At 67.0% G+C, this 13,815-nt stretch carries 11 protein-coding genes; 4 read left to right on the top strand and 7 right to left on the bottom strand.

Annotation, left to right across the window (positions count from 1 at the left end; genetic code table 11):
• From IEY86_RS29735 to IEY86_RS29705, 7 genes are all read right to left on the bottom strand, one after another.
• On the bottom strand, positions 1 to 514 hold a 514-nt coding region (locus tag IEY86_RS29735; RefSeq protein ID WP_189134993.1), incomplete at its 3' end, for an ATP-binding cassette domain-containing protein.
• Positions 515 to 527: 13 nt separating this feature from the next.
• Positions 528 to 1,466, bottom strand: coding sequence for an ABC transporter permease (locus IEY86_RS29730; RefSeq protein WP_189134992.1), 939 nt, complete (start codon positions 1,464 to 1,466; stop codon positions 528 to 530).
• The gene (locus IEY86_RS29725) at positions 1,459 to 2,382 is read right to left on the bottom strand and encodes an ABC transporter permease (RefSeq protein ID WP_189134991.1); all 924 of its coding nucleotides are present in this window, start codon (positions 2,380 to 2,382) and stop codon (positions 1,459 to 1,461) included. Before IEY86_RS29725 ends, IEY86_RS29730 begins: the two co-directional genes overlap by 8 nt.
• A 132-nt stretch (positions 2,383 to 2,514) precedes the next feature.
• Positions 2,515 to 4,167, bottom strand: coding sequence for a peptide ABC transporter substrate-binding protein (locus tag IEY86_RS29720; protein ID WP_189134990.1), 1,653 nt, complete (start codon positions 4,165 to 4,167; stop codon positions 2,515 to 2,517).
• A 455-nt stretch (positions 4,168 to 4,622) separates the two neighbouring features.
• Positions 4,623 to 5,171, bottom strand: a complete 549-nt coding sequence (locus IEY86_RS29715; protein ID WP_189134989.1) for a hypothetical protein — start codon at positions 5,169 to 5,171, stop codon at positions 4,623 to 4,625.
• 203 nt (positions 5,172 to 5,374) lie between these two features.
• The gene (gene typA / locus IEY86_RS29710; protein ID WP_189134988.1) at positions 5,375 to 7,240 is read right to left on the bottom strand and encodes a translational GTPase TypA; all 1,866 of its coding nucleotides are present in this window, start codon (positions 7,238 to 7,240) and stop codon (positions 5,375 to 5,377) included.
• Between the two features lie 177 nt (positions 7,241 to 7,417).
• Positions 7,418 to 9,514 (bottom strand): ABC transporter family substrate-binding protein, encoded by a 2,097-nt coding sequence (locus tag IEY86_RS29705; protein ID WP_189134987.1) that lies wholly within the window; start codon positions 9,512 to 9,514, stop codon positions 7,418 to 7,420.
• Positions 9,515 to 9,803: 289 nt separating this feature from the next.
• On the opposite strand from IEY86_RS29705, the gene IEY86_RS29700 reads away from it, so the two are divergent.
• From IEY86_RS29700 to IEY86_RS29685, 4 genes are all read left to right on the top strand, one after another.
• Entirely contained in the window at positions 9,804 to 10,100 is a 297-nt protein-coding gene (locus tag IEY86_RS29700) for an Rv0250c family protein (protein ID WP_189134986.1), read from the top strand.
• Positions 10,101 to 10,202: 102 nt separating this feature from the next.
• Complete coding sequence (gene sdhC, locus IEY86_RS29695; RefSeq protein WP_189134985.1) at positions 10,203 to 11,027, top strand: succinate dehydrogenase subunit SdhC; 825 nt, start codon at positions 10,203 to 10,205, stop codon at positions 11,025 to 11,027.
• A gap of 15 nt (positions 11,028 to 11,042) precedes the next feature.
• Positions 11,043 to 13,016: a fumarate reductase/succinate dehydrogenase flavoprotein subunit gene (locus IEY86_RS29690; protein ID WP_189134984.1), complete on the top strand. Its 1,974-nt coding sequence runs from the start codon at positions 11,043 to 11,045 to the stop codon at positions 13,014 to 13,016.
• Positions 13,013 to 13,780 carry a succinate dehydrogenase/fumarate reductase iron-sulfur subunit gene (locus IEY86_RS29685; protein WP_189134983.1) on the top strand — a complete coding sequence of 256 codons (768 nt, stop codon included), beginning with the start codon at positions 13,013 to 13,015 and terminating at the stop codon, positions 13,778 to 13,780. Before IEY86_RS29690 ends, IEY86_RS29685 begins: the two co-directional genes overlap by 4 nt.
• Positions 13,781 to 13,815: the final 35 nt, after the last annotated feature.

Genomic DNA, 13,815 nt, shown 5'->3' with positions numbered 1-13,815 from the left:
GCGGATAGTCCCCCACCCGCTCCCTCGCCGCCGGAATACGCACCCGGTCCATCAACTCGATCGCCCTGAGCTTCGCCTCCTTCTTGGACAGCCCCTGGTGGACCCGGAACATCTCACTGAGCTGGTAGCCCACGCTCAGGACGGGGTTGAGCGAGGACAGCGCGTCCTGGAAGATCATGGCGATCTTCTGGCCGCGGATCCTGCGCCGCTCCTCGTTGGACATCCGGAGCATGTCCCGGCCGCGGTAGAGGATCTCGCCCTGCGGGATCTTCCCCGGCGGCATGTCGAGAATGCCCATGATCGCCTGGGCGGTCACGGACTTGCCGGAGCCGGACTCGCCCAGCACGGCGAGGGTCTCGCCCGCGCTGACGCTGTAGTTGACACCGTTGACGGCCTTCACCACGCCGTCGCGGGTGTGGAACTCCACGTGGAGGTCGCGGACGTCGAGGAGCGGACCGCCCTCGCCGTCCTCGACATGCCCGTGGGGGGCGTCGCTGGTCTGAATCGTTGACATGGTGACGCTCCTCTCAGCGCAGCTTGGGGTCGAGGGCGTCGCGGACCGCGTCGCCGAGCATGATGAACGCCAGGATCGTGATGCTCAGCGCGCCCGCGGGGTAGAGCAGCATGTGCGGAGCGTTGCGGTACTGGACGGCCGCCGAGGAGATGTCGATGCCCCACGACACGGTCGGAGCCTTGAGACCGACACCCAGGTAGGACAATGTCGCCTCGAGCGAGATGTAGGTACCCAGGGCGATCGTGGCCACGACGATTACCGGCGCGACCGCGTTCGGCAGGATGTGTCGGATCATTATTCGACCGCTGCTGGCGCCGAGCGCCTTGGCAGCCTGCACATAATCCTGTTGCTTCGCCGTGATCACGGCGCCTCGTGCGATACGGCCGATCTGCGGCCAGCCCAGAAGGATCATGAAGGAGACCACGGTCCAGATGGAGCGGTCCTTCATGACGGAGAGGAAGACCAGGCCGCCGAGCAGGATCGGAATACCGAAGAAGATGTCAGTGATCCGCGACAACACAGAGTCCCACCAGCCTCCGTAGAAGCCTGCGAGCCCTCCCAGAACGCTGCCGAGGATTGCAACGCCCGCCGTGGCACAGACACCTACGGTCACAGAGGCTCGGGCACCGTAGATGGTGCGCGCGTACACGTCGCAGCCCTGCAGGTCGTAGCCGAACGGGTGTCCCGACTCACTTGTCTGGCGCGACTTCGAGAGATCGCAAGAGAGCGGGCTGGTCGAGCTGAACAGTCCAGGCCACAGCGAGAGGATCACCAGGAACAGGATGAGCAACGAGGAGACGATGAACACGGGATTGCGCCGCAGATCGCGCCAGGCATCGTCCCACAGGCTGCGCGGCTTCTCCCGCTCGGGCTCGGGGGTCAAGCCGGGATCCACGACGACGGTCCCGGCATCCACGATGCCCGGGTCGGTCTTCTCTATCTGGTCAGGCATAGCGGATCCTCGGGTCGAGCACGGCATAGAGGAGGTCGACGAGCAGGTTGGCAACCAGGAAGACGATGACGAGGATGGTCACGAAGCCCACGACCGTCGGCGAATTCTGACGCAGCACCCCTTGCCACAACTGGTACCCGACGCCCTGGATGTTGAAGATGCGCTCAGTCACGAGAGCACCGGCCATCAGGCCGCCGACGTCGGTACCGAGGAAGGTGACTACTGGGATCAGGGAATTGCGCAGCAGGTGCACCGTGACCACCCGACGGCGTGGGAGTCCCTTGGCAACAGCAGTGCGGAGGTAGTCGGCGCGCATGTTCTCTGCGATGGAAGTCCGGGTAAGTCGAGTGATGTAGGCGAGTGAGACGCCCGCCAGAACCAGCCCCGGAACGATGAGTTCACCGAACGGAGCTCCGCTGGAGACAGTGGGTTCGACTACACCCCACTTGACTCCCAGGAAGTACTGGAGCAGATACCCCGACACGAACGTCGGAATAGAGATCACGACGAGGGTGAAGAACAGCGACGCGTTGTCGACGATCTTGCCTCGGCGTAGACCGCTGATCAGGCCAAGACTGATACCTACGACGATCTCGATGAGGATCGCCACGATGGTGAGCCGGAAAGTGACAGGGAAGGCGCTACCCATCAGTTCCGTGACCTTCTGGCCGTTGAACGCCTCACCGAAGTCCCCTGTGACGATCTTCCCCATGTACAGCACGTACTGGGTAAGGAGGGGCCTGTCGAGATTCAGGTCATGCCGGATCTTGGCGGCGGTCGATGGATCGGGAGCTCTGTCACCGAACATCGCGGCAACAGGGTCGCCGAGCGCATAGACCATGACAAAGATCAAAAAGGTGGTCCCCAGAAAGACGGGGATCATCTGGAGCAGTCGTCGCATGACGTAGCGCCCCATGGTGACTCCTTTGAGGTCCGGCACAACGGCAGCCGGGGTCTCGTGGACCTCCGGCTGCCAATTGTGCTTCGGATCGGTCGGCGGTACTCCCCCGGAGTCGAATTGACCCCGGGGGAGGTCCGACCGGCCTGACTACTTGACCGTGATGTCCGAGAAGACCGGAACGGAGAAGGCGTTGAGCGTCACGTTCGAGATCTTGTCGGAGTAGCCGGCGTCACCGTTCTGGTACCACAGCGGGATGGCGGGGACGTCCTGCACGAGGAGCTTCTCGGCGTCCTGGTACAGCTGGATGGCCTTGGTGGTGTCGGCCTCGGCGTTCGCCTGGTTGAGCAGCTTGTCGAACTTCTTGCTGCTGTAGAGCGAGTCGTTCGAGGAGGCGCCGGTCTTGTAGATCGGACCCAGGAAGTTGTCGATGAGCGGGTAGTCCATCTGCCATCCGGCGCGGAACGGACCGGTCATCTCGTGCTTGGTGATCTGGTTGCGGAAGTCCGCGAAGGTGCCGACCAGGTTGGTCGTGCAGGCCTTGTCGTTGCCGACCACCTTGTTGATGCTGTTGCACGCGGCGTCGGCCCAGTCCTTGTGGGAACCGGTGTCGCCGTTGACCGAGATGGTCATCTTGCCGCCGGGGATGCCGCCGCCCTCTTGGATGAGCTGCTTGGCCTTGGTCGGGTTGAACTCGCACAGCTCACCGCAGATGCCGTCCGAGTAGCCGCCCGGGGCGCCCAGCACCGGAGAGGTGAAGTCCTTGGCCGGGGTGCGGGAGCCCTGGAAGATCTTCTCGGTGATCGACTTGCGGTCGATCGCCATGGACAGGCCCTGGCGCACCTTCTTGGCCTTCTCGGTGCCCCACTTCTTGTTGTAGAGCGGGAACGAGATGGTCTGGATGATGCCGGCCGGCTGGTTGATGTAGCGGCCGCTCAGGTCCGTCTTGACGTTCGTCAGCGCGGCGGCGGGCAGACCGTCGAGAAGGTCGAGGTTGCCGGCCTGCAGGTCGCTGTAGGCGGTGTTGCCGTCGGTGTAGACCTTGAGGTCCACGCCGCCGTTCTTCGGCTTGTCGGTGCCCGAGTAGCCCGCGTTGACGCGGAGCTTGGCGCCCTGGCCCTTGACGTAGGACTCCAGCTTGTAGGGGCCGTTGCCGATCGGCTTCTTCAGCCAGGCGGCGTGGTCCTTGAAGAACGCCTCCGGCAGCGGCGAGTAGGCCTTGTAGCCCAGGCGGCTCGGCCAGGTGGAGAACTTCTGCGTCAGCTTGACCGTGAAGGTCGTGTCGTCGACGACCTTCACACCCTTCATGGTCTTGGCCGTCGGCTTGGCGCCCTCCTTGTCCGGGTGCACATCGGCGTAGCCGTCGATGTCGGAGAAGAAGTAGGCGTTCAGCTGCTTGTTGTCGAGGTAGGCGCCGTAGTTCCAGGCGTCCACGAACGACTTGGCGGTGACCGGGGTACCGTCGCTGAACTTCCAGCCGGACTTGATCTTGATGGTGAAGTTCTGCTGGTCCTTGGTGTCGATGGACTGGGCCATCGCGTCCTTGGCAGCGCCGGTCTTCGGGTCGTACTCCTTCAGACCGCGGAAGATCATGTCAAGAATCTTGCCGCCCTGCACCTCGTTGGTGTTGGACGGCTCCAGCGGGTTCTGCGGGTCGCTCCAGTACGCGCGGACGATGCCCTTGGAGTCGCCGCCCTTGCCCTCGTCGCCCTTGTCATCGTCGCTGCTGCCACCACAAGCGGTGGCCGCCATGGCTATGACAGCGGCACTCACGACCCACTTGGCACGCGTAGATCCGCGCATGGGTTGCCTCCTCAAGAGTTCAGTTACGGAACATGAGAGATGAGCCGCTTCGCTGACACCCCTGACAGCGAAATGGCCTCCCTCGCTCGTGAGTCGGCGCTCCCCTGCGCGCGTGACCCATTGACCCGAGCTCAACGGCTCCAACTATCGGGCACGTTGGGCCGCTGGTGTATCTCCATAAGGTCTCGTTTTGATCACACGCCGCATGCATTCGTCCCGAAATTCGGACATACAGAACATAGACAGACAGGCACGAATCGGTCCGTTGGCCTACTTTGCCGGACAGCTAGGTCCGATAGACGGACGTCGATGGTGGTCCGCACCAGGGCCGCCGCAGGCCGAGGACCTCACTGGCGTCGCCGGGCTCCCAGGAGAGACGAACACAAGCCCATGTTGGCACAGGGGCCGACCGACGGCCGAGACGTCCGGCCGTCGGTCGACAACACACTACGCCGCTACTTGACCGGCTTCAGCTTGAAGACGAATGTGCCGTCTCCACCACAATCCGCGGGCCCCCCGGTGCGAGAAACGCTGTAGTTCGAGCTGAACTGGACGGTGGCGTGCCCGTCCAGGGGGACGGTCTTGTTGATCTTGAAGGTCTTGCTCTTCTCAGGACCCCCGCCCTTAATGATTCCAGCATCCCACCGCGTCGACCAAACGGTGTTCGCATTTCCCCGCTGCATGAACTGACCGGCCAGCTCGGAATCCACACCCGCACGGTAGGAAAGCTTTATCTTCCTGACCTCGATCTTCTTCTTCGAGACCTTTCCGAGGTACCAGTGCGCGTGACCGATCAGCCACGCGTTCTTCTTGCAGCCGCGCATGTCCGTCTGATCGAACTGCACCTGACCCGAGTAGACCTCCTTCGGGCCCCCCACCTTGACCTTGTTGGTGAAACCGGGGATGGGCTCGGCGGAGGCAGGACTACTCGCGAGAGCCACGGTAAGAGCCGTCGCGCCCACGAGCATCACAGAACAGGCCTTTTCCAACAATGTTCCCCCCACACAGAAATGTGCACCTCTAGTCTTTCGATCGAATTTTCGATCAGGCAACAACTTAGCGAAGCCGCACGCATACGCAAGGGAATCTGAGGCAAATTTGAGCCAACTTGGGGCTTCTGGACAGGCGTGATAATCCCTCACGGCGAAGGCGAGCACCCGCTTCCACACGATAGGAAGCGGGTGCTCGGATGCTTGCTCACACTGGGTCAGCGCTTGGAGCGGGCGAGGGCGCGGCCGCGCTCCTTCTGGTCCAGGACGACCTTGCGGATGCGCACGGTCTCGGGGGTCACCTCGATGCACTCGTCCTCACGGCAGAACTCCAGGGACTGCTCCAGGGACAGCTTGCGCGGCGGCACCAGGTTCTCGGTGGTGTCCGCGGACGCGGCGCGCATGTTGGTGAGCTTCTTCTCCTTGGTGATGTTCACGTCCATGTCGTCGGAGCGGGAGTTCTCCCCGATGATCATGCCCTCGTACACCTCGGTGCCCGGCTCGACGAAGATGACGCCGCGCTCCTGGAGGTTGATCATCGCGAACGGGGTCGCGACACCTGCGCGGTCGGCCACCAGGGAGCCGTTGTTGCGGGTGCGCAGCTCGCCGAACCACGGCTCGTGGCCCTCGTGGATGCTGTGGGCGATACCGGTGCCGCGAGTGTCCGTCAGGAACTCCGTGCGGAAGCCGATCAGGCCGCGGGAGGGGACGATGAACTCCATGCGCACCCAGCCGGAGCCATGGTTGGTCATGGTCTCCATCCGGCCCTTGCGGGTCGCCATGAGCTGGGTGATCGCGCCGAGGTACTCCTCGGGGCAGTCGATCGTCAGGCGCTCGGTCGGCTCGTGGACCTTGCCGTCGATGGTCTTGGTGACCACCTGCGGCTTGCCGACGGTGAGCTCGAAGCCCTCCCGGCGCATGGTCTCGACGAGGATGGCCAGCGCCAGTTCACCGCGGCCCTGGACCTCCCAGGCGTCGGGGCGCTCGGTCGGCAGGACGCGCAGCGACACATTGCCGATGAGCTCCTTGTCGAGGCGGTCCTTGACCATGCGGGCGGTGACCTTGTGGCCCTTGCCGCCCTTGCCGACCAGCGGCGAGGTGTTGGTGCCGATGGTCATGGAGATCGCGGGCTCGTCCACGGTGATCAGCGGCAGCGCCACCGGGTTCTCCGGGTCGGCCAGGGTCTCGCCGATCATGATGTCCGGGATGCCCGCGACGGCGCAGATGTCACCGGGGCCGGCCTGCTCGGCGGGCTTGCGGGTGAGCGCCTCGGTCATCAGGAGCTCGGTGATGCGCACGCTCGAGACGCTGCCGTCGCGCTTGATCCAGGCGACGGTCTGGCCCTTCTTCAAAGTGCCCTGCTCGACGCGGCACAGCGCGATACGGCCGAGGAAGTTGTCGGCGTCCAGGTTGGTGATGTGGGCCTGGAGAGGGGCGCTGTCGTCGTACGTCGGCGCGGGGACGTGCTCGAGCAGCGTGGAGAAGAACGGCTCCAGGGAGTCGCTGTCGGCCGGGACGGTGCCGTCCTCCGGCTTGGTCAGCGAGGCGACGCCGTCACGGGCGCACGCGTAGACGATCGGGAACTCGATCTGGTCCTCGGTGGCGTCCAGGTCCAGGAAGAGGTCGTAGGTCTCGTTGACCACGTCGTCGATCCGGGAGTCCGGGCGGTCCGTCTTGTTGATGCACAGGATCACCGGGAGCTTCGCGGTCAGCGCCTTGCGCAGCACGAAGCGGGTCTGCGGCAGCGGGCCCTCGGAGGCGTCCACGAGCAGGACGACCGCGTCGACCATGGACAGCCCGCGCTCGACCTCCCCGCCGAAGTCGGCGTGGCCCGGGGTGTCGATGATGTTGATCGTGACCGGGTCGCCGCCGCCCTTGGGGTGGTACTTCACCGCCGTGTTCTTGGCGAGGATGGTGATGCCCTTTTCGCGCTCCAGGTCGTTGGAGTCCATCATCCGGTCGTCCAGATGCTGGTGGGCGGCGAAGGCGCCGGCCTGCTTGAGCATGGCGTCGACGAGAGTGGTCTTCCCGTGGTCGACGTGGGCGACGATGGCGACGTTGCGGATGTCGTGACGCGTGGGCATGGCTGTGAGCGCTTCTCTCGGGAGTCGTGGGTCGCGGCGGCTATCCGCCCGCCGGGCGGGCGCGCCGCGGCTCAGCACCCATGGTACGTGCCCGTGCTCCGGCCCCTCCGCGAGCTACTACCCCGCTTAGCTGATCCTCCTCGGCCGACGGGCCCGGCCGCCCGGCCCGCGAGCGTGCTATCGGGTGTAGCCGATGTCCTGGTAGCGGGGGGTGAGGAATCCGAACGCCCCGGCGTTGGCCACGGACCGCTTCACGGCGACGACCTCGGGGCGCTGGTAGAGGGGCAGCGAGCCCGCGGCGGCCCAGATCCGGGCGTCGGCGCGGGAGGCGAGCTTGCGCGACTCCTTGGGGTCCAGCTCCCGGGAGGCCTGGTGGAAGAGCTGGTCGATCTCGTCGGTGCCCACGCGGGCGAAGTTCTGCTCGACGATCAGCGAGCCGTCGGGCGCGGGCAGCGGCTTGGCGTAGATCGAGCGGGCATCGGTCGCCGGGAAGGCGGTGGCGGGCCAGGAGAACAGGGCCAGGTCGAAGTCACCGGAGGCCACGTGGTCCCGGAAGAAGCTGTCGTCCCCGACGCGGGTGACCTCGGTGCGCACGCCGATCTTGGAGAGCATCGCGGCCACCTGGTCGCCGACGGCGCTCAGGGCGGCGGCTCTCTGCGGTACGAGCAGGCGCAGGGAGAGGGACTTGCCCTCCTTGACGCGGACCGAGCCGGGTTCGACGACGCTCACGGTGCGCTGGGAGTTGGAGTTGGAGTTCGAGCCGGAGCCGGAGCCCGAGCCCGAGCCGGCTTCGGCGAGGTGGACGACCTTGGCGTTCGGGTCGCTCTTCGACTTCTTCTCCTTCTTCTTGGCGGACTTCTCGCCCTTCTCGGTGTTGTCCTCGCGGCCCGCCTTCTCCTCGCCGCCCGCGTTCTCCTCGCCCTCCGCGTTCTCCTCGCCGTCCGCCTTCTTTGCCTTCTCCTCCTCCTTCTTGTGCTCGTCCTTCTTGCCGTCGTGCTTCTTCGGCCGCTCCGGGTGGGCGCTCGCGGACTCGGCCGGGGCGGCGGCGCCCGACGGCGACGGGCCGCGGCCCGCGGGGCCCGGCTTCCAGCCCGACTTGCTCAGCAGTGCCTCGGCGGACTTGCGGTCGGGGCCGCCGAGCGCGGAGCTGCCGTCCTTGTAGCCGTCCTGAGCGCCCATGTAGAGGTGGCTGCCGAGGGTGCCCACGGGCAGGCCGAGTGGGCTCAGCACCGTCTTGGCCAGTGCCTTCCGGTCGATGGCGCGGGCCACGGCCCGGCGGACCTGCTCGTCGGCGAGCGGGCCGGTGCTGCCGTTGAGGGTGAGCTGGGTGAACGCGGCCTCGGCGGCCTTGCGCACGGTGAGCCCGGGGGCCGAGGAGAGCCGGGCGAGCGGTCCGTCCTTGCCCTTCTTGGCGGCGGTCGGGTCCGGGTCCAGGTCGGCGAGGTCGAGGGTGCCCTTGGCGAGCGCGTCGACGCGCTTGTCCTGGGGGACGGGGACGAGGACCACCTTGTCGAGCTTGGCGCGGTCGCCCCACCACTTGCCGTTGCGGGTCAGCGTCACCGAGGCGCCGGAGCCCTTGCGGACGACCTTCCCCAGGGTGAACGGGCCCGCGGTCTCCTTGAGCTTCTTGCGCGAGCCGTCGTTGAAGGAGCTCGGCTTGCCCGTGACGGACTTCGGGTAGAGCGGGGTGAACAGCGACTGCCAGTCCGCGTAGGGCTGGGAGAAGGTGACCTCGACCTCGCGGTCGGAGCCGCCCTTGCCGACCTTCTCGATCTGCCGGTAGCCGTCGTTCCTCGCGGGCCAGAACGAGGCGTCGGAGCCGCCCAGCGCCTTCCACTGCGCCTCGAAGTCGGCGGCGGTGATCGGTTTGCCGGAGGTCCACACGGCCTTGGGGTTGATCTTGTAGACCACGGTCTGCTTGGGGCGCTTGGCGGTGACCTCGGCGGAGGTCAGGTAGTCACCGTTGCGCCGGGGGTGGCCGCGTTCGTCCAGGACGAACAGCGACGGCAGGACCGCGCCGGTCACCCGGGAGCTGTCGGCGGTGGCGTCGGCCTGGAAGACATTGAACGTGGTGGGGACCGCGTCGATCGCCCAGCGCAGCTGCCCGCCGTCCTTGACCTGCGCCCGAGGCGCCGCCGCGATGTCGGAGGTGGGCATCAGAGGGGTCGCCCTGTGCGGCTGCGCCGTGCAGGAGGCCAGCCCCGGGAGGACCAGCAGACCGGCGAGAGCGGCCGTGCCGCCACGGATCACGGTGTGTCGTCCGCCAGTGGGCATGGGCGCTCCTTGTGCCATCCGGACAGCGTTGGCCATACAGGGTGATTTGCTACTTATCGCACCTGTTGGACCCGATGCCTGCCCGCCGAGGAAGCCGGCACATCATCGGACCGGCGAAGGCCACCCGCCCGGAGCACTGCGGGGTTCGGCCAATCATGATTCGTTCCGACCGATCTCTTCACAAGCGGACCCCGCCGCGCGAGACTCGCTTGCGCGTGCCGCAGGCCACACCGCTAACCTTGACTGTGATGTACGCCACACCGCCACTCAGCGGAGGTGAGGACACTCCATGTCCTTGCACGACGACCTGAACCACGTCCAGCGCACGCTGGACGACCTCGTCCGTTCGGTGAACCGCCTCTCCGGCGAACTCGGCGACAGCCTGGACCTGCGCCGTGTGCGGAGCGACGCCGCGCACCTGCGCGAGAGCCTGGCGCTGCTGAGGGAGTCCTCCACGGATCCCAGCGCCCCGAAGCCGCCGCCCGAGCCCGGCATGGTCACGATTCCCGACGCCCCCTACGACCCCACTTTGTGGGGGCCCGGTGAGGACGAGGGCCTCGGCTCACCCCACGGGCACGCTCCCTGACGAGGCTCCGGTCCACTCCCCATCCGGTCACCCGCCCACTCGGAGACCCCTTTGGCCACCGGAACCCAAATCCAACCCGACCCCGACAGTTCGGCCGATGACGTGGAACCACAACGCGCGTCCCCCGCCCCGACCCGCGGCGGCATCCACACCCAGGGACGCGCGGCCATCCCTGACAAGCACCTGCGGACCGACCGCTGGTGGCTCGCGCCGCTGGTCACGGCTCTGGGCCTGCTGGCCTTCATCGTCTACTCGACCTGGCGCGCGTTCGCCAACGGCGACTACTACGCGGCGCCGTACGTCTCACCGTTCTACTCGCCCTGTCTGGCGGCCAACTGCGTCGACATGCAGGGCGGCGCCGACTGGCAGCTGCTCGGCGACTGGTGGAAGCTGTCCCCCGCGCTGATCATCCTGATCTTCCCGCTGGGCTTCCGGCTCACCTGCTACTACTACCGCAAGGCCTACTACCGGTCGTTCTGGGCCTCTCCCCCGGCCTGCGCGGTGGCGGAGCCGCACGGTGGCTACACCGGTGAGACGCGCTTCCCGCTGATCCTGCAGAACATCCACCGCTACTTCTTCTACTTCGCGATCGTGGTGGCGGGGATCCTCACCTTCGACGCGGTGCTCGCCTTCCGCGACGCCGACGGCGAGTGGGGGCACATGGGCCTGGGCACCCTGGTGCTCTGGGCGAACATCGCCCTGATCTGGGCCTACACCGTCTCCTGCCACTCGTGCCGGCACATCGTCGGCGGCCGGCTGAAGCACTTCTCCAAGCACCCCGTGCGCTACCGGCTGTGGGGCTGGGTGGGCAGGCTCAACGAGCGCCACATGCTCCTTGCCTGGTCGTCCCTGGTCAGCGTGGCGGTGGCGGACCTGTATGTGTACCTGCTCGCCAGCGGCGCCTTCGACGACCCGCGGTTCTTCTAGAAAGCCAGGAGCGAAATGACGGAGGCGGAGCGCCACACGTACGACGTGGTGGTGGTGGGGGCGGGCGGTGCGGGCCTGCGCGCGGCGATCGAGGCCAGGGCGCAGGGCATGCGGACGGCGGTCATCTGCAAGTCGCTGTTCGGCAAGGCGCACACCGTGATGGCCGAGGGCGGAATCGCGGCCAGCATGGGCAACGTCAACGCGGGCGACAACTGGAAGGTCCACTTTCGGGACACCATGCGCGGGGGCAAGTTCCTCAACAACTGGAGGATGGCCGAGCTGCACGCGCAGGAGGCCCCGGACCGGGTATGGGAACTGGAGACCTGGGGAGCCCTGTTCGACCGCACGAAGGAAGGGAGGATCAGCCAGCGCAACTTCGGCGGTCATGAGTACCCGCGCCTGGCGCACGTCGGCGACCGCACGGGGCTGGAGCTGATCCGCACCCTCCAGCAGAAGATCGTCTCCCTCCAGCAGGAGGACGAGCGGGAGTTCGGGGACTTCGAGGCACGGCTGAAGGTCTTCCAGGAGTGCACGGTCACCCGGGTGCTCACCGAGCCCGGCGGTGGCTCCCCCGAGGGCGGGCCCGCCGCGGGCGCTTCCCCCGGCGGCGGCGCCCGGGTCAGCGGGGTCTTCGGATACGCCCGGGAGAGCGGCCGGTTCTTCGTCGTGGAGGCGCCCGCGGTGGTGCTGGCCACCGGCGGTATCGGCAAGTCCTTCAAGGTGACGTCGAACTCCTGGGAGTACACGGGCGACGGCCACGCCCTGGCGCTGCTGGCCGGTGCCTCGCTGATCAATATGGAGTTCGTGCAGTTCCACCCCACCGGGATGGTCTGGCCGCCGTCGGTGAAGGGCATCCTCGTCACCGAGTCGGTGCGCGGGGACGGCGGGGTGCTGCGCAACAGCGAGAACAAGCGCTTCATGTTCGACTACGTCCCGGACGTGTTCAAGAACCAGTACGCGCAGTCCGAGGAAGAGGCGGACGGCTGGTACACCGATCCGGAGAAGCACCGAAGGCCGCCCGAGCTGCTGCCCAGGGACGAGGTGGCCCGCGCCATCAACTCCGAGGTCAAGGCCGGGCGCGGCAGCCCGCACGGCGGGGTCTTCCTCGACGTCTCCACCCGGATGCCCGCCGAGGAGATCAAACGCCGGCTGCCGTCGATGCACCACCAGTTCAAGGAACTGGCGGACGTCGACATCACGGCGGAGCCGATGGAGGTCGGGCCCACCTGCCACTACGTCATGGGCGGTGTGGACGTCGAGCCCGACACCGCGGCGGCGAGGGGCGTGACCGGTCTCTACGCGGCGGGCGAGGTCGCGGGCGGTATGCACGGGTCGAACCGGCTAGGCGGCAACTCGCTGTCCGACCTGCTGGTCTTCGGCCGCCGTGCCGGGCTGCACGCCGCCACCTATGTCACCTCGCTGGCGGACGCGCGGCCGAGCATCCTGCCCCAGCAGGTCGACGCGGCGGCGGCCGAGGCGCTGAGCCCGTTCCATGTGCCGGAGGCCGACGGGGCGGCCGGGACTTTGCCGGAGAACCCGTACAGCGTCCATCAGCGCCTCCAGCAGACGATGAACGACCTGGTCGGCATCATCAGGCGGGCCGAGGAGATGGGAGAGGCGCTGGAGCGGCTGGCGAAGCTGCGTCAGGAGGCCGTCCGCGCCGGCGTGGAGGGGCACCGGCAGTTCAATCCGGGCTGGCACCTCGCGCTGGACCTGCGCAATATGCTCCTCGTCTCCGAGTGCGTGGCCAGGGCCGCTCTGGAGCGCTCCGAGAGCCGCGGCGGCCACACCCGCGACGACTACCCCGAGATGGACCGCCGATGGCGGCGCGTCAACCTCGTCTGCGACCTCGCCGGCACCGCTGACGCCGCCTCGGGGCAGATCTCGCTCACCAGGCGGGAGAACCCGCCGATCCGGCCTGACCTGCTGGCCCTGTTCGAGCAGGGCGAGTTGTTGAAGTACCTCACGGACGAGGAGCTTGCGCAGTGAGCTACACAGCCCACTTCAGGGTGTGGCGGGGCGACGACAAGAGCGGCGAACTGCGCGACTTCGACGTGGAGGTGAACGAGGGCGAGGTCGTCCTCGACATCATCCACCGGCTGCAGGCCACCCAGGCGTCCGACCTGGCCGTGCGGTGGAACTGCAAGGCGGGCAAGTGCGGTTCGTGCAGCGCGGAGGTCAACGGCCGCCCGCGGCTGATGTGCATGACCCGGATGTCGGTCTTCGACGAGTCGGAGACGATCACGGTCGCCCCGATGCGCGCCTTCCCGGTCGTCCGGGACCTGGTGACCGATGTGTCCTTCAACTACACGAAGGCACGTGAGATCCCGTCGTTCGCCCCTCCGGCCGGGGTGGCGCCGGGTGAGTACCGGATGATGCAGGAGGACGTGGGTCGCTCGCAGGAGTTCCGCAAGTGCATCGAGTGCTTCCTGTGCCAGAACACCTGCCATGTCGTGCGCGACCACGAGGAGAACAAGCCCGTCTTCGCCGGGCCCCGGTTCCTCATGCGCATCGCGGAGCTGGACATGCATCCCCTGGACGCCGCCGAGGAGCGGGGGCTGGACCGCAAGCGCTCGGCGCAGGAGGAGCACGGCCTCGGCTACTGCAACATCACCAAGTGCTGCACCGAGGTCTGCCCCGAGCACATCAAGATCACCGACAATGCGCTCATCCCGCTGAAGGAACGGGCTGCCGACCGCAAGTACGACCCGCTGGTCTGGCTGGGCAACAAGATCCGCCGCCGGGAGGGATAGGCGCGCATCCGTGAGGGAGCGCCCGGCCCGTGCGG

Source organism: Wenjunlia tyrosinilytica (assembly GCF_014646055.1).
In the GTDB taxonomy this organism is placed as follows: Bacteria; Actinomycetota; Actinomycetes; order Streptomycetales; family Streptomycetaceae; genus Wenjunlia; species Wenjunlia tyrosinilytica.
This window is presented reverse-complemented; position numbering and strand designations above follow the sequence as displayed.

Coding starts and splice junctions, on each gene's coding strand:
- IEY86_RS29730 (WP_189134992.1), bottom strand. CDS start 1,466: ATGCCTGACCAGATAGAGAAGACCGACCCGGGCATCGTGGATGCCGGG.
- IEY86_RS29725 (WP_189134991.1), bottom strand. CDS start 2,382: ATGGGGCGCTACGTCATGCGACGACTGCTCCAGATGATCCCCGTCTTT.
- IEY86_RS29720 (WP_189134990.1), bottom strand. CDS start 4,167: ATGCGCGGATCTACGCGTGCCAAGTGGGTCGTGAGTGCCGCTGTCATA.
- typA (WP_189134988.1), bottom strand. CDS start 7,240: ATGCCCACGCGTCACGACATCCGCAACGTCGCCATCGTCGCCCACGTC.
- IEY86_RS29705 (WP_189134987.1), bottom strand. CDS start 9,514: ATGCCCACTGGCGGACGACACACCGTGATCCGTGGCGGCACGGCCGCT.
- IEY86_RS29700 (WP_189134986.1), top strand. CDS start 9,804: ATGTCCTTGCACGACGACCTGAACCACGTCCAGCGCACGCTGGACGAC.
- IEY86_RS29690 (WP_189134984.1), top strand. CDS start 11,043: ATGACGGAGGCGGAGCGCCACACGTACGACGTGGTGGTGGTGGGGGCG.